The organism is Acetobacter okinawensis JCM 25146 (assembly GCF_000613865.1).
In the GTDB taxonomy this organism is placed as follows: Bacteria; Pseudomonadota; Alphaproteobacteria; order Acetobacterales; family Acetobacteraceae; genus Acetobacter; species Acetobacter okinawensis.
The window spans coordinates 76,873-101,273 of the sequence record NZ_BAJU01000005.1 but is presented as its reverse complement, the minus strand read 5'-3'; the positions used below and the strand labels follow the sequence as shown (position 1 = coordinate 101,273).

Below are 24,401 nucleotides of genomic sequence, written 5' to 3'. Positions count from 1 at the left end.
CCTCTCCTCAATCCCAGTCCAGCGCGCCTTTGCGCCATTCATACAAAAAGCCGATCCCCAACACGGCCAGAAAACCAAGCATGGATAAAAAACCAAACAGCCCGATCCGTCCCAGACTGATGGCCCACGGGAACAGAAAAGCGACTTCCAGATCGAAAATAATGAAAAGAATGGCGACCAGATAAAAGCGCACGTCAAAACGGCGCCTGGTGTCATCAAACGGTCCAAACCCGCACTCGTAAGCTGTGAGTTTTCGGGGTATGGCTTCTGGTGCCCGCAGAGCAGGGCCATACCCAGCATTGCGGCCGCGATAACGACCGAAATACAACCAAAAATCAGGACCGGGGCATAATCGCTAGAACAGACTGCATGGAAAATTCCCGCACGCATGAAAAGCTTGTAACAAGCTGTTTGATGCATTCACCCTAGACCCGCAGCATGCAGACGACCATGCACGAACGCGTTTGGTTGCGGCCACTTTGTTGTGAGTAACAATTTTTGATGAAAAAATGGCACCATGCTTTTGCACGCACGGAGCCAAAAAGCAGAATTTTAAAATCCTGCGCCGCAACATAAAATGTTGGGAATGGTGGGCGATGACGGGATCGAACCGCCGACCCTCTCGGTGTAAACGAGATGCTCTACCGCTAAGCTAATCGCCCGCGCCCTATGTGTCACAAAACAAAACGGCCGGCAACCCCTTTTTTAAAGAAATTGCCGGCCGTTCTGAAATCAAAGTCTAAAGGCGGATTACTTGCTTACCGCGTCCTTCAGTGCCTTGCCCGGTTTGAAGCGGACAGAGGTAGAAGCCGGAATATCAATTTCCTCGCCGGTACGGGGGTTACGGCCTTTAGCGGCCTTGCGGGTTGCGGTCACAAATGTGCCAAAGCCCACCAGACGCACTTCCTGCTTTGTGGACAGAGCTTTTTCAATCGCACCGAATACGGCGTCGACCACTTCTCCGGCCTTAGCTTCGGCAGGTCAACGGCCTCTGCTACTGCTGAGACGAGCTCCTGCTTGTTAAGCGGCTTCTCCATCTTACGCCTTTCACTTTCTTTCAATTCATAGGAGCGGCGGGCGGGTTTCGTCCGCCTCTCCGCTGCCTGAACGCACTATGAAGCCGTTTTTTCTTACGTCAACCAAGCAAACGCAAACTTCGGTCTTCTCATGCATTTTGGTTAATGCGGCAGCACTGGAACGGCAGTCTGGGCACCGTTGGCAGGCACTGGATCCGGCACGTCTTCCCAGTGAATCGGCGTAGGCTGACTGACCAGCGCACGCGCCAAAACTTCGTCCACATGCGAAACGGGTACGATTTCCAGATTCTTCTTCACGCTGTCAGGAATTTCCGCCAGATCTTTCTCGTTTTCCTGCGGAATAAACACCGTGCGGATGCCAGAGCGAACAGCCGCCAGCAGCTTTTCCTTGAGCCCGCCAATCGCCAGCACACGCCCTCTGAGCGTGATTTCACCTGTCATGGCGACATCACGCCGGATGGGAATGCCCGTCAGAACACTTACCAGAGATGTCACCATAGCAACGCCCGCCGAAGGCCCATCTTTAGGAGTCGCACCTTCGGGGACATGCACATGAAAGCTACGCTTGTCGAAAATGGTGGGGACGATTCCAAAGCTGGCCGCCCGACTCCGCACAAACGAGAACGCCGCAGAGATGCTCTCCTTCATCACGTCGCCCAGCTTGCCGGTCTCCACGATTCCGCCCTTACCCGGCACCATAACGCTCTCAATGGTCAGGATTTCCCCGCCCACTTCGGTCCAGGCCAGACCGGTTACAACACCGACCATATCCTCAGCTTCGGTCTCACCGTAGCGGAAGCGCTGCACGCCTGCGTATTTTTCCAGATTACGGGCCGTGACCGATACCTTTTTGGCTTTACCAGTGACGATCTCCTTGACCGCCTTACGGGCCAGCTTAGCCAGTTCACGCTCAAGGTTACGCACACCCGCCTCACGCGTGTAGTAGCGAATCACATCACGCAGGGCTTCCTCATTGATCGACCACTCGCCCGGTTTGAGGTTATGCGCCTCCACCTGCTTGCTGATGAGGTGCCGCTTGGCAATCTCGACCTTTTCGTCCTCCGTGTAACCGGAAAGACGAATGACCTCCATGCGGTCCAGCAATGGCTGGGGCATATCCAGACTGTTCGCTGTTGTCACGAACATGACATCGGACAGGTCGTAATCAACTTCCAGATAATGGTCCGCGAACGTGCCGTTCTGCTCGGGGTCCAGAACCTCCAGCAGGGCCGATGCCGGGTCACCCCGCCAATCGGAGCCAAGCTTGTCAATTTCATCGAGCAGGAAAAGCGGGTTGGAAACCTTAGCCTTTTTCATGCCCTGAATGATCTTGCCCGGCATGGAGCCAATATAGGTGCGCCTGTGCCCACGGATTTCAGCTTCGTCCCGCACCCCGCCTAGGGACATGCGCACATAATGCCGCCCCGTGGCCTTTGCAATGGACCGTGCAAGGGAGGTTTTACCCACACCCGGTGGCCCAACAAGGCACAGAATCGGTCCCTTGAGCTTTTGGGCACGGCTCTGGACAGCCAGATATTCCAGAATGCGTTCCTTGACCTTTTCCAGACCGTAGTGGTCCGCGTCCAGAACACCTTCTGCTTCAGCCAGATCATGGCGCACTTTGGTCCGTTTTTTCCACGGAATGCTCAAAATCCAGTCCAGATAGTTCCGTACCACGCCGGACTCGGCAGACATCATGCTCATGCCGCGCAGCTTTTTCAGCTCGCTCAGGGCTTTTTCGCGCGCTTCCTTGGAGAGCTTGGTCTTGGCGATCCGCTCTTCAATTTCGGCAGTTTCGTCCTTACCGTCCTCGCCTTCGCCCAGTTCTTTCTGAATGGCTTTAAGCTGCTCGTTCAGATAGTACTCGCGCTGTGTCTTTTCCATCTGGCGTTTGACACGGTTGCGGATCTTCTTTTCGACCTGAAGCACGTCAATTTCCGCTTCAATGTGGCCAAAAACCTTTTCCAGCTGCCCCTGCACCGTTGGCGCTTCCAGAATTTCCTGCTTTTCGGAAATCTTGAGCGACAGATGGCTTGTCACCGTATCCGCCAGCTTGGACAGATCGTTAATCTGGTTCAGTGAGACCAGAACCTCGGACGCAATTTTCTTGTTGAGCTTCATATACTGCTCAAACTGCGACACGATGGAACGGCCCAGAGCTTCAGCCTCCGGCCCTACGGCCGCTTCGGCTGGCATTTCCTCAATATCCGCCTCGAAGTGACCATTCACTTCATGCAGCGCCTTAACGCGCACACGACGCACCCCTTCGACCAGCACTTTGACTGTGCCGTCGGGCAGCTTGAGCAACTGCAAAATGGTGGAGAGCGTACCAACCCGGTAGATGTCATCCGGTGTCGGGTCATCCTGCGCGGCATCTTTCTGGGCAACCAGCAGAATATGCCGGTCATCTTTGGTAACCGAGTCCAGCGCGCGCACGGACTTTTCCCGCCCGACAAACAGCGGCACAATCATGTGGGGAAAAACCACAATGTCGCGCAGTGGCAGCACGGCCACATGCGTGCTTTTGGGTTCGGTTTTTACTGCCGTTGCGTCAACCGCAGAAGCGGACTGCCCGGACACGACCGGTGCAACCTGATCGCTCTTGCGCCTGCGCCGTGGTGCCGGTTTTTCGTTATCAGCCATCGTCATGACCTCCCGATAAGGACGATCGGTGCCGGGGCACCCGTCTGACGGCATACCCCCGCACTGAAGAAGGTACCCACAAAGAGTACCCCTGTGTTTCTCTTATGTTGTTATGCCCACAGCCCGGAACAATAGGGCAGAGGCAAGAACAGCACGAACAGGTGACCCATTCGTGCTGCTTACTTCAAAACTCCAGCCTGCCTCAGGCAGACTGCTCTGCTGGCACGTCTTTTTTCTTGCCATAAACATAGACCGGGCTGGCTTTGCCGTCCGCCACATCGCGGTTGACGACAACCTCCTCGACCGTATCAAGTCCCGGCAGATCAAACATGGTGGACATGAGAATACTCTCCAGAATGGAGCGTAACCCACGGGCACCCGTCTTGCGCACGATTGCCCTGTCCGCAATGGCCTTGAGCGCATCCTCCGTGAAGGACAGCTCAACTTCTTCCATCTGGAACAAGCGCTGGTACTGTTTGACCAGAGCATTTTTGGGCTCGGTCAGGATTTTGATCAGAGCAGCCTCATCCAGATCACCCAGCGTTGCCAGCACAGGCAGACGCCCGATAAACTCGGGAATAAGGCCAAACTTCATCAGATCCTCAGGCTCGACATCGTGGAGGATTTCCCCCATCCGCCGGTCATCAAGGGAGCGAACATCGGCCCCAAAGCCAATACCTGTTCCCTTGCCACGTGCGGAAATAATCTTGTCCAGCCCTGCAAACGCACCACCGCAGATAAAGAGCATATTGGTCGTATCCACCTGCAGGAATTCCTGCTGCGGATGTTTACGCCCGCCCTGCGGAGGAACCGAGGCAACGGTACCTTCCATGAGCTTGAGCAGCGCCTGCTGCACGCCCTCACCACTTACGTCACGCGTAATGGAGGGGTTGTCTGACTTTTTGGAAATCTTGTCGATTTCGTCAATATAGACAATCCCGCGCTGCGCGCGTTCCACGTTGTAGTCAGAGGCCTGCAACAGCTTGAGGATGATGTTCTCGACATCTTCCCCCACATACCCTGCTTCCGTCAGGGTTGTGGCGTCCGCCATTGTAAAAGGCACATCCAGAATACGCGCCAGCGTCTGGGCCAGCAGCGTTTTACCCGAGCCTGTCGGCCCGATGAGCAGGATGTTTGATTTGGCGATTTCCACATCCCCAGCCTTGGTCACCTGCGACAGGCGCTTGTAGTGGTTGTGCACCGCTACAGAGAGCACCTTTTTGGCCTGCATCTGGCCAATAACGTAGTCGTCCAGAACCTTGCAGATTTCCTTGGGAGTAGGAACACCCTCGCGCGATTTGACCTGCATGGTCTTGTTCTCTTCACGGATGATATCCATGCAGAGCTCAACACATTCATCGCAGATAAACACGGTGGGGCCAGCAATAAGCTTGCGCACTTCGTGCTGTGACTTTCCACAGAACGAGCAATACAGCGTGTTCTTGGAATCTCCGGACTTTGCACTCATCAGCCCACTCCCCCGATCACCCCAGACACCACGGAACCGGACGCCAAGCCCCGGAGTTTTCCTGCATGCCTGAGGACAGACGGCCTCCTTATTGTAACAGGACGATTAAAGTATGCCAGATTAAGGATGACTTTTATCCTTTTTATCTGCTTCCGTCGCTTTGTGGTGGCTGATGACCTCATCCACAATACCAAAAGACTGGGCTTCAGCTGCGGACATGTAGCTGTCGCGCTCAAGCTTCTGCTCAATTTCTTCAAGTGTGCGACCTGTGTGCTCACGATAGATCTCGTTCAGGCGCTGACGGATAATCAGAATTTCCTTGGCCTGAATTTCGATGTCGCTGGCCTGCCCCTGCGCGCCGCCGGAAGGCTGGTGCACCATGACCCGCGCGTTAGGCAGAGCGAACCTGCGCCCTTTTTCACCACCTGCCAGCAGCAGAGAGCCCATGGAGGCTGCCTGACCGATGCATACCGTGCTGACCGGGCTGCGGATGTACTGCATGGTGTCGTAAATGGCCAGACCAGCCGATACAACGCCACCGGGACTATTGATGTAAAAGGAAATTTCCTTGGTCGGGTTCACACTTTCCAGATACAGAAGCTGCGCGGAAATAAGCGAAGCAACCTGATCATAGACAGGCCCGGTCAGGAAGATGATCCGTTCCTGCAAAAGGCGGGAATAGATATCAAAAGCCCGTTCACCGCGTGAGGTCTGTTCGACCACCATCGGCACCAGTGCATTGCTGAAAATCTCAACGGGATCACGATCCCTCATACCACTCATTCCCGTACAAAAAACTTAATCACCCCTCCCTGCCTCTGCCGTGGACAGAACCAGGGTCAGGCACACTGATTTCAAGATAGAGATAAAGTGGCAATATGCCACCCCAGAAACGAAAAACAGCTCCAAAAAGAATGTCCCGCCAGTTCACACTGGCGGGACAGAGCCGTTTTATCAGATATTAGCTGGGGGAATATCTGATAGTTCCTCCAAGCTCACATCCTTGTCCGTGACCTTGGCGAGTTCAATCAGATAATCGACAACCTTGTTTTCAAAAATCGGTCCGCGCAGGGACTCAGCAGCCTGCGGATTCTTCTGGAAGAATTCAAAGACCTCTTTTTCCTGACCGGAATAACGCATGGCTTCAGCACGCACCGCACGCCCCAGTTCTTCCGGGCTGACGGAAATGCCGTTCTTGCGGCCGATTTCGGCCAGCAGCAGACCAAGCCTTACACGACGTTCCGCAATTTTGCGGTAATCGGCACGCAGGGTGTCTTCGTCCTTGTCCTTGTCTTCCTCGTCAAGCTGACCAGCTTTGCGGTCGGCTTCCACCCGATTCCAGATCTGCTGGAACTCGGCTTCAACCATACCTTCAGGAGCAGGGAAGTCCGCTTTGCTGGAGAGAATGTCCAACAGGTCACGCTTGATACGCAGGCGCGACATCTGGTCGTATTCGCCCTCGATCTGCTTGCGCACCAGATCCTTGAGCTGCTCAAGGCTTTCAAAGCCCATGTTTTTGGCCAGCTCTTCGTCAACCGGGGCGTCCACAGCTTTTTTAAGCTGCTTTACCTTGATGTCGAAGGTCGCTTCCTTGCCTGCCAGCTCTTCTGCGCCGTAATCTTCGGGGAAGGTCACGGTGATGACTTTTTCTTCGCCCGGCTGCATGCCTTCGATCTGTTCGGCAAAGCCCGGAATAAAGCCTTCACCACCGATCTCGACATTCACGTCTTCAGCCGTGCCGCCGTCAAAGGCAACGCCGTTCTGCTTACCCACAAAGTCAATAGCGACAACATCGCCCTTGGCTGCGGGGCGGACTTCCTCGATCACCTCAAAGGTACGGCCACGCTTGGCAATATCTTCAAGCACCTTGTTGATGGCTTCGTCAGCAACAGGGGTCTTCAGGCGTGTCAGAGCAAGGTCGGAAAGGTCCGGCACGGTGATTTCTGGCAGAATTTCGCTTTCCACCTTAAATTCCAGATCGCCGCCCTTGTCATCCTGACCCGAGATCAGGTCCACCTTGGGCTGACCAGCTGGGCGCAGGCCGCGCTCTTCAAACACGGTACGGATAGCATCGGAGACAGCCTGCTCAAGCACTTCGCCCCAGACAGCCTCACCATAGCGCTGGCGCGCCAGAGAAACAGGCACCTTGCCCGGACGGAAGCCCGGCAGGTTCAGATTGCCAGCGACTTCCTTAAGGCGCGCATCACGCTTAGCCTCAAGTTCCGTAGCCGGAACCGTAACTGTGAAACCACGCTTCAGCCCTTCAGAAAGGGTCTCGGTAACCTGCATCGGCCAGGCCTTCCTCTCGGTACAAAAAATCACTCACCCGCTGCAATAACGCCCAAAGGGCGGCGGCGGACTGCGGACGGGAGCATGAAAATTCATTTGGTACGGGCGGAGGGACTTGAACCCCCACAACTTGCGTCACCAGAACCTAAATCTGGCGTGTCTACCAATTCCACCACGCCCGCGCACACTCGTTACTCACCGTCGGCAAGATGCGTGGACTTAGCTTAAAGTGCCGGACACGGCAAGACACCGCGTATGGATTTATGCGTAACACCCGTTACCCTTGCATCTGCTCGGCCTTTTGCCGGGCCAACCCCAGGTAACGGTCCAGGCCTTCGGCCACGGGCCATGGCCCAGCCTGCTGCCCCGCTTCCCCATGCAGCCACACACCGGCACATGCCGCCTCCCACGCAGGCATGCCCGCCGCCAGCAGGGCAGCAATGACGCCCGACAGCGTATCCCCAGATCCGGCGGTACCCAGTGCAGCAGTAGCATGGGTGTTGATAGCGAGCCGCCCATCGGGGGCAGCAATCAGTGTGGACGCGCCCTTGAGCACCACAACTGCACCCGTCTCCCCTGCTGCATGGCGCACCTGTTCGGGCGGGTTACATCCTACTGCACCAAATACGCGCGCAAACTCACCAGTGTGTGGCGTTATAACCGATACACCACGCAATCTGGCGGGCTGACCGGCGCAGGCGGTTAACGCCCCGGCATCGGCCAGCACCGTGCGCCCCGAGTCCACCAACGCAGGCAGGGCATCCTCCACCTCTACCTCGGTCAGCCCCGGGCCGCAGACCCAGACATGCCTGCGCGCGTCCTCCAACAAGGTGGCCAACGGTGCGTCATCCACTATCAATCCGGGCTGACCAAGCCTGTAGGCCGGAGCGGCCGCACCCGCGGCCACCCGCACCAGCCCCGCCCCCACAGCCCCGTGCCCCAGAGGCACAAAGCCGCGTGGCACCGGGCATGGACTGCCCTGCGCAAATACTGACCACACCGCGCGTATATTTATTGCTCTGCGCACCCAGCACTGGCAGCTTCCATAAACCCGGCTCATTCTGCCATGTATTGGCTGGCACCGCCGCAAGCACGGAATCGGGCACACCGATATCAGCCAGAATAAGACGCCCCAGCATAGCCCGCGCTGGATAAAGCAGATGTCCGGGCTTAAGGCGGCAGAACGTCACGGTCATAACCGCCTGCGGCGCGTAACCGCGCACCTGCCCCGTTGCCCCGTCCAGACCTGAAGGAATGTCCACAGCCACAACCCTGCGGGCCGCACGCAGCGTTTCGGCCACAAGGCCACCCACATCCCGACTCAGGCCCGCACCAAACACGGCATCAACGACCAGATCAGCCCGCGCCGCTTCCGCTGGTGCAAAAGGCACATATGGACCAGCATAGGCAGCACGGGCACGGCCCGCATCCGTCTCCACGCCTGGAGCTGTCAGTTCTGCAACACTGACCGGCCAGCCCATGGCGGCAAGGTGCCGGGCTGCCACATAGCCATCCCCTCCGTTATTGCCCGGCCCGCACAGCACCAGCACACGGGCGGGCCGCTCATGGCGGCGGATCGCCCGCGCGACCGCCCGTCCGGCATTTTCCATCAGGGTGGAAACGGGCACATGAGCAACACTCAACCTGTCCACCTCGCCCATTTGCGCGGGTGTATAAAGGCTCAGGGATGATGGGTAACAAGACTGCATGTATGGCTCCGCACAGTGTGTGTGAATGACATCAGGCAACAATAGCCCCTTGCACCCGCCCCGTCCCCTTGGCAATCAGTCAGGCAGCTACGCACCGGGCATGACGCTTTGCAAAACAGGCTTTGCCCCCCCCAGCCCCAACCGTACCAAGCGGAGACAGCATGCCACATTCCATTTTCTGGAGCCTTGTGCTCACCCTCCACCTCGTCAGCATCATCATGTGGGTGGGTGGGGGTGCCTATGCAGCTGTTGTGCTGCGCCCGAGCCTGAGCCTGCTGGACCAGACGCAGCGCAACTCCGTGCACCTGCAAACCATGGCGCGCTTTTTCAAGGGGTTGACCCACGCCATCCCCACAACCCTCATTACCGGGTGGCTGCTTATTCTGCACGAAGGTGGCTTTGCCAACGCGCCGTGGACCACCAACGCCATGCAGCTTCTGGGCCTGGTTATGGCCATACTGTTCGCACGGATGTACATGGGCACATACCAGAAGCTCCGCCGCGCCATCCGCCCGCAGGCATCCGGCTTCGACTCGGTTCGTAAGCAGGTGCTGATTATTGTGGCACTGGGAATCCTTGCCGTGCTCTGCGCCAGCCTTGGACATCCTTTTGTGTGAAGAATGCAAGTATTCCTGCCAAAAACTTGATTTTAAGCACAAAGACCTTTATCGGGACTAGCGCCTGAGTGGCTTTGCAATACCTTGGACACACGGCAAGCGGTCTTTGCCGGTCCATGAACAAAGCCACCAGTCAAGCTAAGCAACGACAGACCTAGTTCCGAGAGCATATTGACAGCCACAACAACCGCCCGCCCCCGCAAGACGACAACTCGCAGCCGGAAAAAGGCGGCGGTTCCCGCCAGTTCAATCGCATTGGACAGTCAGGAAGCAGAGGTGGAGAGCACCGTGCCCGCCGTTGAGGCTGAGGCCAAACCTGCTCCCAAAAAACGCGCGCCCCGCCGCCGCACGGTACCCAAGCTGAGGCCGACTCTGCCAATGCCAAATCGCCTGTTGAGCCTGTAGGCGAGCAGGACGAACCTGCTGTAAAAGCAGCCCCCAAAGCAAAACGCGCCCCGGCCCGCCGCCGTACCAAGGCGGAACCCGTAGCCAAGACTGCAACCACACCTACCGTTGAGGCTGAAGTTGTGGTGGAGGCGGAGCAAAAAGCACCCTCCGCCCCAGTGACAGACGCAGCAGCCGCTGAACCCGCACAGGCGGAAGTGATGGGCGCGGAAAAAGTGACCGAAGAACCCGGCATAACCTTTGCCGACCTTGAACTTTCCAAACCCATTCTGCAGGCTATTGAGGAAATGGGGTACAAACACCCCACGCCCATTCAGGCGCAGGCCATTCCTGCCGTGCTCATGGCGCGCGATGTACTCGGGGTTGCACAGACCGGCACAGGCAAAACAGCCTCCTTTACCCTGCCCATGCTGGAAATTCTAAGCGATTCCCGCGCCCGTGCCCGTATGCCGCGTTCGCTCATTCTGGAACCCACGCGCGAACTGGCACTTCAGGTTGCCGAAAACTTTGTGCAGTACGGCAAGCACCTCAAGCTCAACCATGCCCTGCTGATTGGCGGCGAAAGCATGGCCGATCAGAAGGAAGTGCTCAACCGTGGCGTGGACGTGCTGATTGCAACGCCCGGACGGTTGCTGGACCTGTTTGAACGCGGCGGACTGCTGCTGAACCACACCAAAATTCTGGTTATTGATGAAGCCGACCGGATGCTGGACATGGGGTTCATCCCCGACATTGAAAAAATTGTCGGTCTGCTCCCGCCAACCCGTCAGACCCTCTTCTTTTCCGCCACCATGGCGCCGCCCATTCGCAAGCTGGCTGACGCGTTCCTGCATTCCCCCAAGGAAATTACGGTCGCACGCCAGTCCTCCGTAGCGTCAACCATCACAACCGGAATGGTCATTGTCGATGAGTTCAGCAAGCGCGAAACACTTCGCCTGCTGCTCAAGGACCCCGACCTCCAGAACGCCATCGTGTTTTGTAACCGTAAGCGTGATGTGGATGTCCTGACCAAATCGCTGACCAAACATGGCTTTTCTGTTGGTGCCCTGCACGGTGACCTGCCGCAGTCTGTCCGTTTTTCCACACTGGAAAAATTCAAGAATGGCGAACTCAAGGTGCTGGTCTGCTCGGACGTAGCCGCCCGCGGTATTGATATTGGCGGCCTGTCGCATGTGTTCAACTTCGACCTGCCATTCCATGCGGAAGACTACGTGCACCGCATCGGACGTACCGGGCGCGCTGGGCGGGAGGGTCATGCTTTCAGCATAGCCACGCCCTATGACAAAACACTGGCAGATGCCATTGAACAACTGACGGGCAAATCCATCCCGCGTCTTTCCATTGATGGTCTGCCGCAACTGGAATGGTCGGAAGAAAAGCGCCCGCGTGGTGCTTCCTCCAGAGGTGGCCAGAACCGCAAGGACAAGTCCGCACCCCAGCGTGGTGACCGCGAACCTGCCCGCACGACGACGCGTGAACCCACTGTGCGTGAGCAGGAGAAAACGCGCGAGCGTACTCCCGTGCGCGAACGCGACGTGCCGCGTCACGCTCAGTCTCAGCAGCCTTCCAGCAGCAACAGCCAGCCGCATAAGGGTGGCCGTAACCAGCGTGATGAAATTCCGCCCGCACCTGCTGGTGAATTTGCAGGCTTTGGGGACCAGACGCCTGCCTTCATGCTGCTGCCCCGCCGCAACTCCTCCCGCCCCGCAACACCGGGAGCGCAGGAACATGCAGAGACCGCGCAGGATACGCACCAAGTCCCTGACACGGCCCCCTGAGCCAAGGAAAATTTGTGTCTGACATTCTGGAAGTCACCATCTCCCATCTTGCAACTCAGGGGGATGGTGCAGCGCGCCTGCCAGACGGGCGCCCTGTTTTTATTGCCGGCACACTCCCCGGTGAGCAGGTCTCCATTCAACTCCAAGGCAATGGACGCGGCCAGTTGGTCGATATTCTGGCGCCATCTGCGCAGAGAACAACACCTCCATGCCCTTTGTTTGAACAGTGTGGCGGTTGCTCCTTGCAGTATATGGAGCTGCCTGCCCTGCTGGCGTGGAAAACCGGCCTTGTCAGCCATGCGCTGGAAAAGGCGGGGTTTAATGTTCCTTCCGACATAACCAGCTTTCAGGTTCCCCCCAACAGCCGCCGCAGAGCGGATCTGGCGGTAAGGCGGACCGAGCAGGGCATCATTATCGGCCTGCACGCCAAGGGGAGCCAGGACGTTACGGATATGACCAGCTGTGCAGTACTGCACCCGGCCATTGTCTCCTGCTTACCTGCATTGCGGACCACCCTACGCAGCCTGAACGCCGTGCACAAAACGGCTGACCTGCACATCAATCTGCTGGATTCGGGGCTGGATATTCTACTCAGCACCGATTCGCCGCTTATTGCCACAGACCGCCAGCGCCTGACAGCCTTGGCTGAAGAACTGGATATTCCACGCATAAGCTGGCAGCGGCTCAAAGCGGCTGGCCCGTATGAGACAGCCGTGCAACGTGCCCCTGTTTATCAGACCATTGCAGGGCATCAGCTCACGCCGCCGCCCGGTGCTTTTTTGCAGGCCACCGCCCAAAGCGAACATGCCATTCAGCAGGCTGTGCTGGACGCACTACCAGCCCGCCTTGGCAAACGCGCAACGCTGATCGAACTGTACGCCGGGTGTGGCACACTCAGCCTACCGTTGGGCGACCGTTGCCAGGTGCAGGCCTACGAGGGGTATGAACCCGCTCTGGCCGCCCTTAAATCCGTTGGCAAGTCACGCATTACCCCCACATGCCGCGACCTGAACCGACAGCCGATTATGGGCAAGGACCTTGGCAAGGCTGATGTGGTTGTACTGGACCCACCCCACGCGGGGGCCAAGCTACAAATGCGCCAGATCGCTCTGGGCAAGCCGGATTACGTAATTTACGTCAGCTGTAACCCGGCGGCTTTAAGCATGATGCCAGCATGCTGGCTACTGCCGGTTACAGGCTGGAGACGGTTTCGGTCATTGACCAGTTCCTCTGGTCGGCCGAAACCGAGGCCGTGTGCTGCTTTAAACGTGAAAGCTCTCGCCGCAGCCGCAACGCCCTTTCTCATTAGGGTTGATGAACACAAACCCTTCTTCCAGATCGGTCTCGCGGTAATCCATCTGCGTCCCGATCAGGAAGAGTGTGGCTTTGCGGTCCACCAGGAGGGTCAGGCCATGATCTTTTACAACCTCATCCCCCTCCCCGCTCTGCGCTACAAATTCCATATCATAGGCTTTGCCTGAACAGCCTTTGGTGGAAACCGAAATACGCAACAACTCGCCCGCATGGGCGGTGGCATACAGGTGCCGCAGGCGGGTCGCGGCTGTATCGGTCAGCCGCATGAGTGGCGGCAGTTCCTTTTTGGGTGATGAAATGGTCGCAGTTTGTGACATGTCACTCCATCCTTTCAGTCAAAACATATTCAGGGCCAGCCGGGCCTCATCGCTCATACGCGACATATCCCATGGCGGATCCCATACAACGTCCACTTCCGCAGATTTGACACCGGGTATTTTTTCCACCGCATCCTTGACCTGAATCGGCAGTTCCTGCGCACTCGGGCAGTTGGGGGCTGTCAGGGTCATCTCAATATGCACACGCCCATCGTCGTACAGATCAATCGCGTAGATCAGCCCCAGCTCGTAAATATTGACCGGAATTTCAGGGTCATGCACGGTGGCAATCGCCTCTATCACTGCATCTTCGGAGGCCGGGCCGACTGGCCCTTCGCCCTTTGGCGCTGCTGCTTCGGTCACGGTGGGCTCATCACCATCCGGGGTCCAGCCCTCCACTTTGGCAGCAGGGCCTTCCTCCGGAGTGTGCCCGGCGTGCAGCACGTCCTGCTCAGGCCGTTCCTGCGCAGGAATAGCCGCCTGTGTGTGCGCCTGAACGCCTTCTTCAACCATCGACATGAGAAAAAGCCTCCTTCAGCGCAATCCAAGGCAGTTCTGCGCAGCGTATTCGAGCTTTATGGGAGCGTAACGGAGCAAAAACCTCTAGCGCGCCCAATGGTGCAGGCTGGTCATCTGCCACCGCCAACGGCGATGTCCCGACCAGCATAGCCATAAACCGGTCCGACATACCCAGCGCCTGCGCTACGGTGCCACCCTGTACCTGCTCCGCCATAAGGTCGGCAGCAGCAGCACAGATAGCGCACCCACGTGTCTGGTGCCGGATGGCCTGAATATGGTGCCCATCAAGCACAATATCCAGATGTGTTTTATCCCCGCACAAAGGGTTGCGGCCATCGCCCTGTACGTCCGGCCTGTCCAGCCGTCCAGCATACTGGGGCGTGCGGGCACGCTCCACAATCAGCCGGTCATACAAAGCATCACGTTCTGCCGTGGCGGTCTTCACACAAAAAAGTCCCTGATCCGCACAAGCGTATCTGCCAGCACGTCAATTTCTTCCTTGAGGGTATAGATGCCAAAGCTGGCGCGGGCTGTTGCACTCAGGCCCAGACGACGCATGAGCGGTTCCGCACAATGGTGCCCCGCCCGTATGGCAATGCCGTTGCGGTCCAGCAGGGTTGCCATATCATGCGGGTGAACATCCGCCATGGTGAAGGAGACAACACCCCCGCGAACACGCGGATGCCCCACAATATTCAGCCCCGGCACTTCGGCCAGTCGTTGCAGGGCGTGAGCTGTCAGCTCCGCCTCATGCGCTGCAATTGCGTCAAACCCGATTTTGCCAACCCATTCGATTGCAGCACCCAGACCAATGGTTTCCACAATCGCGGGTGTGCCCGCCTCGAACTTGTGGGGAATATTGGCCCATGTGGAGCGATCGAAGGTAACTGTGGAGATCATATCCCCACCCCCCATAAAAGGCGGCATGTCTTCAAGTAACGTCCGGCGTGCCCATAACACGCCAATGCCGGTTGGCCCGTACAGCTTGTGGCCGGTAAAGGTATAAAAATCTGCACCGAGCGCCTGCACGTCCGTCCTGTGGTGGACCACGGACTGGCTGCCATCAAACAGCACCAAAGCCCCGGCAGCATGGGCCAACTCGGCTATCTGCTGCGCTGGCGTTATGGTGCCAAGCACGTTGGACATATGCGTTATGGCAACAAGGGCGACTTTGCCATCGGCCAGCAGGGCCTTGTACGCCTCCATGTCCAGATCACCCTCATCGGTAATCGGGGCTACGCGCAGTTCAATCCCTGCGCGGTCACGCAGCATCTGCCACGGGACAAGGTTGGCGTGGTGCTCCATCTGCGAGATCAGCACCGCCTGACCGGGCCGGAGCAATGCACCAAAGGAGTGGGCCACCAGATTGATGGCCTCCGTGCTATTGCGGGTGAACACAATTTCCTCGCGCGAAGGCGCGTTGAGAAAATCTGCCACAAGGTCCCGCACACCTTCATAGGCCTCGGTCGTGCGTTCGCTCATCCAGTGCAGGCCACGATGGATGTTGGCATACTGGTGGCGCATGGTGTTGGCCATGCTCTCGATCACCGCATCGGGTTTTTGAGCCGATGCTGCGCTGTCGAGAAAAACCAGCGGGCGGTCATGCACTTTTTCCCCAAGAATGGGGAACTGACGGCGAATGGCCTGCACATCCAGTTGTGAGGCGGGGCGGGTTGTGTGCGTGCTCATGCCACATCTCCCTTACCGGCAAACCGGGCAGCCAGAACCGCACGGCAGAAGGTCTGTGCAGTTGCGTCCGTTACAAGCGCTATGGTTTCGTCCAGAAATGCATCAATCAGAATCTGGCGTGCTTCATGCTCGGGTATGCCACGGCTGCGCAGGTAAAAAAGCTGCTCATCATCCAGCGCACCAACGGTCGCACCGTGGCTGCACCGTACGTCATCTGCATAGATTTCCAACTCAGGTTTGGCGTCTATCTCCGCATCCGCGGACAGAAGCAGGGCCTGGTTCATCTGGTAGCCGTCTGTCTTCTGGGCGACCCGCTCCACCAGCACCTTGCCCTGAAAAACCCCACGCGCATGGCCGTCAAGCACATTCCGCACCGTCTGACGCGATGTGCAGTCCGATGCTGCGTGGGTTATCACGCTGGTAATATCCCCAACCTGCTGCCCGGCCAGACGCTGTGCGCCATTGACATGCACCACACCACGGGTTGCTCCCAGACGGGCATGTACCTCGTGCCGCGCAAGCTGGCCACCAAGCCCCAGTACAAAGCTGTCATACACACTCTGGTGGCCCACATGCGCATACAGCGTACCAAGGCTGATGGCCTGCGCCGCCTCGGTCTGCACAGTCACATGTTCCAGCCTTGCGCCATCTTCCACCACAATATCCGTGACGGGGTTATGAAAATACGCCCCCTGCCCGGCCTGCACACAGATCAGACGCAGGTGCGCTTCCTTTTCCACCACCACCGTATGGCGTGGATGAAACGAGACAGGCTCCGCCCCCGCAACACCAAGGGAGACGAGCATAACATGCCCCCCATCCACCCCAGCGGGCACACGCAAGTACAGACCATCCTCCGCCAGAGCGGTGTTCAGGGCAACAAGCGGGTCACGGTCGGGGGCTGCCTGCAAGCCAAACCGGGGGGCCTGTGCAAAAAAAGCAAGGTCCACATCATCGGGCAGAGCGCTGAAGGCAGGCGCGTGGCGGCCATTGACAAACACAACACGCGGCAGCCCGGCCATGGCCGGATGCGCGCGCAAAACCTCATCAAGCAAGGCACGGACCGCACCGTCATCCACCTGAGCGGGAGGGGCCGCATAGTCCTGCTTGCCCAGAGCGCGCAGGGCCGTGTAGTGCCATGCCTCGGACTTGCGGTCAGGCAGACCTGTTCTGGCCAGAGCCCCGGCGGCGGCCTGCCGCTCCGGCCCGGCAAGGGTGTTCAGCCGGTTTGCAAACAGCGCCAACGGGCCGGACATATCTTTGCTGAGTGCGTTCACGCCACCTCCGCCAGAAACTTGGTGTAACCTTCCTGATCGATCTGGCGTGCAAGCTCTGGCCCACCGGACAGAATAATGCGCCCGCGCGCCATAACGTGGATACGATCGGGCACCAGATAATCCAGCAGCTTCTGATGGTGTGTAATGACCAGAGCGGAGAATGTGGGCGCACGCAGGCGGTTCACACCTTCTGCCACAATACGCAGGGCATCCACATCCAGCCCACTGTCTGTTTCGTCCAGAATGGCAAAGGTCGGCTGGAGCAGGGTCATCTGCAACACTTCGTTGCGCTTTTTCTCCCCGCCGGAAAAACCGACATTCACATTACGCTTGAGCATGTCCGGTGCCATGGACAGCGCCTTGGCTGCCTCACGCGCCATTTTAAGGAATGCTACGGCATCCAGCTCCTCCTGCCCGCGGGCACGCCGCACGGCATTGACTGCGGTACGCAGGAAGTTGGCGTTATTGACCCCCGGCAGTTCGATGGGAGACTGAAAAGCCAGAAACAGACCCGCCGCCGCACGCTCCTCCGGCTCCATGGCCAGCAGGTCCTGCCCGTGGAAGGTGGCAGTCCCTGCCGTGACCTCATAATCCTCGCGCCCGGCCAGCACGTAGGACAGTGTGGATTTACCAGAACCGTTTGGCCCCATGATCACATGGACCTCACCGGATGGAATGCTCAGGTCCACACCACGCAGAATCTGCTTTTCCTGTCCATCTGCATCAATCCGTGCGCACAGGCCGGAAATTTCCAAAAACTGGCTCATACTCTGCTCTCCCTTAACCCACGCTGCCTTCAAGGCTGATCTGCAACAGTTTTTGCGCTTCCACGGCAAATTCCATGGGCAGTTCCTTCAGAACATCACGGCAGAAACCATTGACGATCAGGCCGACGGCGTCTTCCTCGGACAGGCCACGCTGGCGGCAGTAAAACAGTTGGTCTTCTGAAATCTTGGATGTTGTCGCTTCGTGCTCGATGCGTGCGTTCATATTGCGGCTTTCAATGTAGGGCACGGTGTGTGCCCCGCACTGGTCGCCTATGAGCAGGCTGTCACACTGGGTAAAGTTACGCGCGCCCGACGCCTTGGGCTGCACCCGCACCAGCCCACGGTATGTGCTGTCCGAGCGGCCTGCGCTGATGGTTTTGGCAATAATGGTGGAACGCGTGTTGCGGCCAAGGTGGATCATCTTGGTGCCGGTATCGGCCTGCTGGTGGTTGTTGGTGACAGCTACGGAATAGAACTCCCCCACCGAGCCCTCACCTTGCAGAATGCACGATGGGTACTTCCACGTAATGGCGGACCCGGTTTCCACCTGTGTCCATGAAATTTTGGAGCGTGCGCCACGGCAGGCACCACGCTTGGTCACAAAATTGTAAATGCCGCCGCGCCCGTTCTCATCCCCCGGGTACCAGTTCTGCACCGTGGAATATTTGATCGAGGCATCATCCATAGCCACCAGTTCCACCACTGCCGCGTGGAGCTGGTTTTCATCACGCATGGGGGCCGTGCACCCTTCCAGATAGGAAACCGAGGCACCTTCTTCCACCACAATCAGGGTCCGCTCAAACTGTCCCGTATTTTTGGCATTGATGCGGAAGTAGGTGGACAACTCCATGGGGCAACGCACCCCTTTGGGTACGTAAACAAACGACCCATCCGTAAACACGGCGGAGTTCAGGGCAGAAAAGAAGTTGTCCCCCGCAGGCACAACCGTGCCCAGATACTTGCGCACCAGATCGGGGTGTTCCTTGACCGCCTCGGAGATCGGGCAGAAAATCACCCCGGCCTCCTCCAGCGTCTTGCGGAAGGTGGTGGCAACGGACACGCTGTCAAACACCGCGTCAACGGCAACGGGCATGCGCTCGCCCTCGGGCACTTCCACCCCGGCCAGCAGGGCCTGCTCATGCAGGGGAATACCCAGCTTTTCGTACGTACGCAGCAGTTCGGGGTCAACCTCGTCCAAGGACTTGGGACCGGGCTTTTTGCGCGGGGCCGCGTAGTAATGCGCATCCTGATAATCAATGGGAGGATAGGCGACCTTGGCCCATTTGGCTCGGTCATGGCCTGCCAAGTTTTATAGGCCGCCAAACGCCATTCCAGCATCCATTCCGGCTCTTCCTTACGGCTGGAAATCAGACGGATAATGTCCTCATTCAGCTTTGGGAGCCATATCCATTTCAATGTCGGTCTCAAAGCCCCATTTGTAGGTGGACTGGCCCAGCTTCTCTACGGCTTCGCGCGTTTGTGTGACTGCTGGCATTGTTCAGGCCCCTTCCCGTACTGTCTGGGTGGCGTTGAGCTTGTTGATCTGGGTAAGAACCGTGGAACATGCCTCCTTGGGGCGCATGCTCTCGAGCGAAATTCCTTCCAGCGTCGAGCGTATTGCCGTGTTGATAACGTCCCAGCTACCGCACAAACCGCACGACAGACCGGTGTCACACTCACGCCCACCCACGCAGGCGGTCAAAGCAATCTGGCCATCCACGGCGGCAATAACGCTGGCAACAGACATGTCTGCCAGTGAGCGGGCTAGACGATAACCCCCTTTTGCACCGCGCTGGGACAACACAAAACCATGCGCGGACAAAACCTTGAGCACCTTGGCCACCGTGGGTTCAGGCACCCCGGTAATGGCAGCAAGAGCTGGGGATGTGACCACGCCGTCCTGTTCTCCCAGTTTAACAAGGATGACGATCGCATAGTCCGCCAGACGGGAAAGTTTCAGCATAATCCGGCTTTCACCTAATTAAAGACCTGAATGGTCCTGTTTCGGATACATGGCGACAAGCGTTGCCAACGTCAACCCAAAACGTCCTGTTACCGGCGATCCATTCCGGCCTTTCAACGCATATGTGATCTGCGGCTCCCCGCATAACCGCCTCTGATGCAAGCTTACGCCCATCCCTGCGGTGCAAGCCTTTCCATATCCGCTCAAGTGCCATGCGAGTATAAAACGGCTCCCCGTTGAGCCGTTGGCATAACCAGAAAACCTACTGGGCGTTAATGCCAAAAGTCAGCCTGAGTGCTGCAAACAGCAGCGCACCGACGGCAAAGCCCACCAGTGTGCCGTTAAAGCGAATGAACTGGAGATCCTTGCCCACACGCAACTCCAGTTTTTCGGCAATTTCCACCGCGTTCCAGCCTGAAACCACCCGTGCAATAAATTCGGCCATCTGGTCACGCACAAATGGCAGGGCTTTACCAATTGTGCTGTCCACGCGCTCCACTATGCGCTGGCGCAACACATCATCCTGACGCAACTGCCCGGCCATGCGCGCCAGAGCATCGCGCAGGAGGCATGCCGTGCGCCCCTGCGGGTCCTCCACATCGGCCTCCACCATCCGGCGAAAACGCAGCCAGATGTCACCCCACCAACCCACCACACTCTCGTGCGACAGCACGGAAGTCACAGCCTGCGTAAATTCCCGTCCGCGCTCGGGGTCTGTCTCTATCCGGTCGATCTGGAGTCTGACCCAGCTTGTAAAGCCTTCCCGCAGGCTGGAGTTTTCGGGGTCGATTCGGTCCAGCTCCTGTGCTGCGGCTGTCAGCACCTTGGTGGCAATGGAGCCACCAATGGCCCAGCCCAGAATGCGCCCGCCCTGCTCACGCACGCGGTCCTCGATCATGTCACGCAGGGCACCTTCCTTGGCCTTTAGCCCATCCTTTAACTGACTGAGGAAGTAGGACAGCACCTCCTGATGCCGGTCATCATCCACCAGACTACGCAACGCTTTGGCAATAACGGGGGACAGGTCACTTCCCCCCAGCAGGCCGGGCATGATCCGACCGATGGCGTTGCTGGCACGGCCATCTTCCAGCCGGTCCAGCAGTTGGGGCATGGAGCGCGTCATGGCCCCTACGACCGCATCCTGTGTTGCCGGGTCTTCCAGCAGATTGGCAATGCAGCCCGGCACATCCACCTTGGAGAGGACACGCTCGACCTCTTTGGCCGTAAAGACCTGCGAGGCTACAAACCGCCCCAAAGCCCGAGCAAGGCGGTCCTTTTGTGCAGGCAGGATGGCGGTGTGCGGTATGGGCAGCCCCAGCGGATGGCGGAACAGGGCCACAACCGCAAACCAGTCGGCCACCCCACCCACAACACCCGCCCGCGCCCCGGCGCGAAACATCTCGACAAAAAAACTATCTTCAACCCAGCCCTCAGCAGGGGCTGCGTAGCCCAGAACAGTCAGCCCCCCCATCAGAACCAGCAACCCCGTGGCCGCATTCTGGTAGCGCCGGAGTGTCTGCCGGGCGGCGATGTCTGCTTCCGTGTCGGTATGCGCTGTCATGGGAGCATGAATAGCACTCCACCCGCGCCACCCAAGTGTGCGTGAAGCGGTTGCGCACATAAAGCAGACATGAAAAGCTGGGGGTATAAATTATTGCCCGACCGTTTTGTTTCTTTTCCGATTCAATCCGCAAGGATATAGAGCGCGCCATGAACATGGATTTTTCTGCCCTTCCCCCTCGCATCGGGAGCGTGCTCGCCTCCATTGCCAATACGTCCTCCACCGGCACCCCGGCGGAGGGCACCAACCTGTTATGGGCAACGCCCTGCGGCTGAGTGATGCACTGGAAAGTGGGGCAATCACGTTCGAGGATGTGACGCATCTGGTACGGACCCTGCGCGATCAGGCATTTTTAAGCCGCTCGCGCCGCCTGCACCGCTACGTGGGCGGGGCCGCACTGGATACCGCGCAGGAAAAACTGCGCCACGTTGCCGACCAGCTGTGCGCAAACTTGCCCGAGCCCTCCTTTGCCGCATACCGCGAGCTTGTATGCGCCACCCGTTTTGCCGCCGTGTTTACGGCCCACCCAACATTTGCACTGGCCAACCCGGTGTACGAGGCACTTGCCCAGAGCGCATCGCACGACGTACCGCCCGAAACAGCACCCTTTTTCAAAACACACCGCCGTAGCGTCCACCCAACACTGGAAGAAGAATTCACGCTTGCAGTGCAGGCCATCACCCGTGCGCGCGATGCCATAGACCAGTTGAATTCTGCCCTTCTCTCCACCGCAAAAAACACCTGGCCGGAGGAATGGAGCACGCTGTGCCCCGGCCCGGTCATTGCCACAAGCTGGGTCGGCTACGATACGGACGGCCGAACAGACATAGGGTGGTGGGACACGCTACGCCTGCGCCTGCGCATGAAGCTGTTCCAGCTTATGCGGCTGGAGCGCCAGATTGCGCATGAGGGTGTGCTGGCCCCAGAGCTGAGCGAAACGCTGCAAAAAGCCATAGACTGCGTAAAAGCGCAGATCAGCGCCGTGCCCAACGGGGCCACAGACGGGCAGGCCGTCGCCCGCTTTGCGGAACTGATGGTCAACGGGCGCACAACAGCGCTCACCGCAGCATCCGACCTGAACACCCTGCTGCAATCCGCCATAGAGGCGGCTCCGCCATCTGCGCAACTGCCACTGGCTGTGGCCCGTGCGGGGTTTATGGCCCACGGTCTGGGGCTGGCCCACACGCATGTGCGGCTTAACGCCAGCCAGATCCATAACTTTGTCCGCCAGAAGCTCAACCTGCTGGACGACCCGACCAACCCCGCCCAGCGCCGCGCCCTGCTCAACCGCGTGAACGACGCGCTGGATGGCGTAACCCCCGTACCCGTGGATTTTGGCGCCCTGCTGAGCGACCCCTCCTCGGCCGGGCGGCTGATGATGACAATTGCCCAGATTGTCAAATACGTGGATTCCGACACCCCCGTACGCTTCCTGATCGCGGAGACCGAAACAGGCTATACCCTGTTGAGCGCGCTCTGGATTGCCGCGTATTTTGGCGTTGCCGACCGCATTGAAATTTCTCCGCTGTTTGAAACCGAACACGCACTCGTCAAGGGCGAACATATTGTGGAGGAAGCGCTACGCTCCCCCGCATGGCGGGACTATGTGCGCCGTATGGGGCGGATATGCTTCCAGTTCGGTTATTCGGATTCGGGGCGCTACATTGGCCAGCTTGCGGCCTCCTACCAGATTGAGCGCCTGCGCCTGCATATTCATGACCTGCTGGTCCGCTGGGACCTGACCGATGTGGAAGTCGTGTTTTTTGATACGCACGGCGAAAGCATAGGCCGTGGTGCGCACCCCTTCCGCATGGCGGACCGGCTGGACTATCTCTCCCCCGCCCATGTGCGTAAACGCTTTGCCAGCAGCAACATTCACTGCCGCGAGGAAACCGCTTTTCAGGGCGGGGATGGCTACCTGCTTTTTGGCAGCCCTGAACTGGCCACAGCCACCATGGCCACCATTGCGGAAAACCTGTTCCTTAGCGACCAGCAAAACAGCGACCCGATTTACGATCACCCCGACTTTTCGGCCGATTTTTTCTCCAGCGTGATCGATAATATGAAAGGCTGGTCGCTGATCCCGGTTACGCTGCCCTGCTCGGCGCATTCGGCCCGGCACTTATCGACCGCACAGGCTCGCGCCCGCCAGCACGCCAGAGTGCGGAAGCCGCAACCCGCAGTCGCATTACCCACCCCGGCCAGTTGCGGGCAATCCCCAACAACGCCATTCTCCAGCAGCTTGGCTGGTGCGCCAACACGCTGCAAGGTCTTGGTGCCGCCGCCCAGCGCCACCCAGAAACGTTTGAAACACTCAATACCTCCAGCCCCCGCTTCCACCGCGCGCTGGATTTTGCACGCCATGCTCTGGCCAGTTCGGACGACAAGGTGCTCAAGAGCGTTGTGTGCATGCTCGACCCCGGATTCTGGCTGGACCGGGCGACGGAAGAGACATCCCCCAAGCGGCAAAAGGCTTTTCTGGCCCTTATGACCGGGCTGGAAGGGCTAAATCTGTCAGCTGAGCTGCACACCATGTTCCGCCGCATACAGGCCGACCATCTGGCCCTGCGTGAGGCATGGCAGCATGCCCCGCGCACCGAGCCGCGCATCCGCCTGCTGCATGCCATCCGGATCATGCTGATTGAGAGGATATGGCTGCTAGCCTGCCGTATTCCCTTCTTTATGCCTCGTGGCGGCTTTAACCATGAGATGATGATGCAGCATATCCTGTGCCTGGATATCCCGACCGTCCTCAAGGAAATGAAGCACATTTTCCCCACCGGCACGGGTCCATCCGAGCTTGATTTTCATGAACCACGCGGCCCGCGTGAAGAAGGGATTTACGTGCGCGAGCACCGCGACATCTTCACCCCCATGAGTGAGATGTTTGAACTCCTGCGTGAAATCAGCGTTGCACTGATGCACGACATTGGGGCGTTTGGCTAATACGCCCCCCCAACTGGCGGCAGACACACCACCGTTTGCCGCCAGACTGACGGGGCCATAGCACCCGCCTGAAAATATCAGGGCATCTCTGGCCCTCCCTCT

At 58.4% G+C, this 24,401-nt stretch carries 15 protein-coding genes, 2 tRNA genes and 6 pseudogenes; 5 read left to right on the top strand and 18 right to left on the bottom strand.

Annotated elements, in window-relative coordinates:
- Positions 1–7: 7 nt before the first annotated feature.
- From ndhC to JCM25146_RS17160, 9 genes and pseudogenes are all read right to left on the bottom strand, one after another.
- A pseudogene (ndhC, locus tag JCM25146_RS17170) lies at positions 8–390 on the bottom strand (NADH-quinone oxidoreductase subunit A).
- Positions 391–587: 197 nt separating this feature from the next.
- A tRNA-Val gene (locus tag JCM25146_RS04370) sits at positions 588–662 on the bottom strand.
- Positions 663–750: 88 nt separating this feature from the next.
- Positions 751–1,037: pseudogene (locus tag JCM25146_RS17165) on the bottom strand (HU family DNA-binding protein).
- Between the two features lie 141 nt (positions 1,038–1,178).
- Positions 1,179–3,680, bottom strand: a complete 2,502-nt coding sequence (gene lon, locus JCM25146_RS04360) for an endopeptidase La (RefSeq protein WP_025826155.1) — start codon at positions 3,678–3,680, stop codon at positions 1,179–1,181.
- A 202-nt stretch (positions 3,681–3,882) separates the two neighbouring features.
- Positions 3,883–5,148, bottom strand: a complete 1,266-nt coding sequence (gene clpX, locus JCM25146_RS04355) for an ATP-dependent Clp protease ATP-binding subunit ClpX (RefSeq protein ID WP_025826153.1) — start codon at positions 5,146–5,148, stop codon at positions 3,883–3,885.
- A 120-nt stretch (positions 5,149–5,268) separates the two neighbouring features.
- A complete protein-coding gene (locus tag JCM25146_RS04350; RefSeq protein WP_025826151.1) occupies positions 5,269–5,931 on the bottom strand; it encodes an ATP-dependent Clp protease proteolytic subunit in 663 nt (220 codons plus the stop codon).
- A gap of 171 nt (positions 5,932–6,102) precedes the next feature.
- Positions 6,103–7,437, bottom strand: coding sequence for a trigger factor (gene tig, locus JCM25146_RS04345; RefSeq protein ID WP_025826149.1), 1,335 nt, complete (start codon positions 7,435–7,437; stop codon positions 6,103–6,105).
- A 97-nt stretch (positions 7,438–7,534) separates the two neighbouring features.
- A tRNA-Leu gene (locus tag JCM25146_RS04340) sits at positions 7,535–7,619 on the bottom strand.
- Between the two features lie 95 nt (positions 7,620–7,714).
- A pseudogene (locus JCM25146_RS17160) lies at positions 7,715–9,146 on the bottom strand (NAD(P)H-hydrate dehydratase).
- Between the two features lie 161 nt (positions 9,147–9,307).
- Here JCM25146_RS17160 and JCM25146_RS04330 point away from each other — a divergent pair.
- The 4 genes and pseudogenes from JCM25146_RS04330 to JCM25146_RS23450 form a co-directional block, all read left to right on the top strand.
- Positions 9,308–9,763 carry a membrane protein gene (locus tag JCM25146_RS04330; protein ID WP_025826147.1) on the top strand — a complete coding sequence of 152 codons (456 nt, stop codon included), beginning with the start codon at positions 9,308–9,310 and terminating at the stop codon, positions 9,761–9,763.
- Positions 9,764–9,934: 171 nt separating this feature from the next.
- Positions 9,935–10,168, top strand: coding sequence for a hypothetical protein (locus JCM25146_RS21235; protein ID WP_035371973.1), 234 nt, complete (start codon positions 9,935–9,937; stop codon positions 10,166–10,168).
- A gap of 200 nt (positions 10,169–10,368) precedes the next feature.
- Positions 10,369–11,946: a DEAD/DEAH box helicase gene (locus JCM25146_RS17150; protein ID WP_081774755.1), complete on the top strand. Its 1,578-nt coding sequence runs from the start codon at positions 10,369–10,371 to the stop codon at positions 11,944–11,946.
- A 14-nt stretch (positions 11,947–11,960) separates the two neighbouring features.
- A pseudogene (locus JCM25146_RS23450) lies at positions 11,961–12,032 on the top strand (hypothetical protein); the annotation flags it as partial.
- Positions 12,033–13,208: 1,176 nt separating this feature from the next.
- Here the strand turns inward: JCM25146_RS23450 and JCM25146_RS04315 are convergent.
- The 9 genes and pseudogenes from JCM25146_RS04315 to JCM25146_RS04275 form a co-directional block, all read right to left on the bottom strand.
- A complete protein-coding gene (locus JCM25146_RS04315; protein WP_025826145.1) occupies positions 13,209–13,577 on the bottom strand; it encodes a HesB/IscA family protein in 369 nt (122 codons plus the stop codon).
- 18 nt (positions 13,578–13,595) lie between these two features.
- On the bottom strand, positions 13,596–14,096 hold the full coding sequence (locus tag JCM25146_RS17140) for an SUF system Fe-S cluster assembly protein (RefSeq protein WP_199897701.1): 501 nt from the start codon (positions 14,094–14,096) through the stop codon (positions 13,596–13,598).
- Positions 14,083–14,541: a Fe-S cluster assembly sulfur transfer protein SufU gene (sufU, locus tag JCM25146_RS04305; RefSeq protein ID WP_025826141.1), complete on the bottom strand. Its 459-nt coding sequence runs from the start codon at positions 14,539–14,541 to the stop codon at positions 14,083–14,085. The genes JCM25146_RS17140 and sufU overlap by 14 nt, the downstream gene beginning before the upstream one ends.
- The gene (locus JCM25146_RS04300; protein ID WP_025826140.1) at positions 14,538–15,785 is read right to left on the bottom strand and encodes an aminotransferase class V-fold PLP-dependent enzyme; all 1,248 of its coding nucleotides are present in this window, start codon (positions 15,783–15,785) and stop codon (positions 14,538–14,540) included. Before JCM25146_RS04300 ends, sufU begins: the two co-directional genes overlap by 4 nt.
- Positions 15,782–17,041 carry a Fe-S cluster assembly protein SufD gene (sufD, locus tag JCM25146_RS04295; RefSeq protein WP_051544008.1) on the bottom strand — a complete coding sequence of 420 codons (1,260 nt, stop codon included), beginning with the start codon at positions 17,039–17,041 and terminating at the stop codon, positions 15,782–15,784. The genes JCM25146_RS04300 and sufD overlap by 4 nt, the downstream gene beginning before the upstream one ends.
- A gap of 17 nt (positions 17,042–17,058) precedes the next feature.
- Positions 17,059–17,829, bottom strand: coding sequence for a Fe-S cluster assembly ATPase SufC (sufC, locus tag JCM25146_RS04290; RefSeq protein ID WP_025826137.1), 771 nt, complete (start codon positions 17,827–17,829; stop codon positions 17,059–17,061).
- 13 nt (positions 17,830–17,842) lie between these two features.
- A pseudogene (sufB, locus tag JCM25146_RS17135) lies at positions 17,843–19,324 on the bottom strand (Fe-S cluster assembly protein SufB).
- 3 nt (positions 19,325–19,327) lie between these two features.
- Entirely contained in the window at positions 19,328–19,792 is a 465-nt protein-coding gene (locus tag JCM25146_RS04280) for an SUF system Fe-S cluster assembly regulator (protein WP_025826135.1), read from the bottom strand.
- A gap of 262 nt (positions 19,793–20,054) precedes the next feature.
- On the bottom strand, positions 20,055–21,353 hold the full coding sequence (locus tag JCM25146_RS04275) for a DUF445 domain-containing protein (RefSeq protein WP_025826133.1): 1,299 nt from the start codon (positions 21,351–21,353) through the stop codon (positions 20,055–20,057).
- Between the two features lie 155 nt (positions 21,354–21,508).
- Here JCM25146_RS04275 and JCM25146_RS17130 point away from each other — a divergent pair.
- A pseudogene (locus tag JCM25146_RS17130) lies at positions 21,509–24,299 on the top strand (phosphoenolpyruvate carboxylase).
- Positions 24,300–24,401 lie beyond the last annotated feature (102 nt).

Bases quoted from the DNA above. Each gene is read 5' to 3' on its own strand.
- lon (WP_025826155.1), bottom strand. From the start codon at position 3,680: ATGGCTGATAACGAAAAACCGGCACCACGGCGCAGGCGCAAGAGCGAT.
- clpX (WP_025826153.1), bottom strand. From the start codon at position 5,148: ATGAGTGCAAAGTCCGGAGATTCCAAGAACACGCTGTATTGCTCGTTC.
- JCM25146_RS04350 (WP_025826151.1), bottom strand. From the start codon at position 5,931: ATGAGTGGTATGAGGGATCGTGATCCCGTTGAGATTTTCAGCAATGCA.
- tig (WP_025826149.1), bottom strand. From the start codon at position 7,437: ATGCAGGTTACCGAGACCCTTTCTGAAGGGCTGAAGCGTGGTTTCACA.
- JCM25146_RS04330 (WP_025826147.1), top strand. From the start codon at position 9,308: ATGCCACATTCCATTTTCTGGAGCCTTGTGCTCACCCTCCACCTCGTC.
- JCM25146_RS17150 (WP_081774755.1), top strand. From the start codon at position 10,369: ATGGGCGCGGAAAAAGTGACCGAAGAACCCGGCATAACCTTTGCCGAC.
- JCM25146_RS04315 (WP_025826145.1), bottom strand. From the start codon at position 13,577: ATGTCACAAACTGCGACCATTTCATCACCCAAAAAGGAACTGCCGCCA.
- JCM25146_RS17140 (WP_199897701.1), bottom strand. From the start codon at position 14,096: ATGTCGATGGTTGAAGAAGGCGTTCAGGCGCACACACAGGCGGCTATT.
- JCM25146_RS04300 (WP_025826140.1), bottom strand. From the start codon at position 15,785: ATGAGCACGCACACAACCCGCCCCGCCTCACAACTGGATGTGCAGGCC.
- sufD (WP_051544008.1), bottom strand. From the start codon at position 17,041: ATGTCCGGCCCGTTGGCGCTGTTTGCAAACCGGCTGAACACCCTTGCC.
- sufC (WP_025826137.1), bottom strand. From the start codon at position 17,829: ATGAGCCAGTTTTTGGAAATTTCCGGCCTGTGCGCACGGATTGATGCA.
- JCM25146_RS04280 (WP_025826135.1), bottom strand. From the start codon at position 19,792: ATGCTGAAACTTTCCCGTCTGGCGGACTATGCGATCGTCATCCTTGTT.
- JCM25146_RS04275 (WP_025826133.1), bottom strand. From the start codon at position 21,353: ATGACAGCGCATACCGACACGGAAGCAGACATCGCCGCCCGGCAGACA.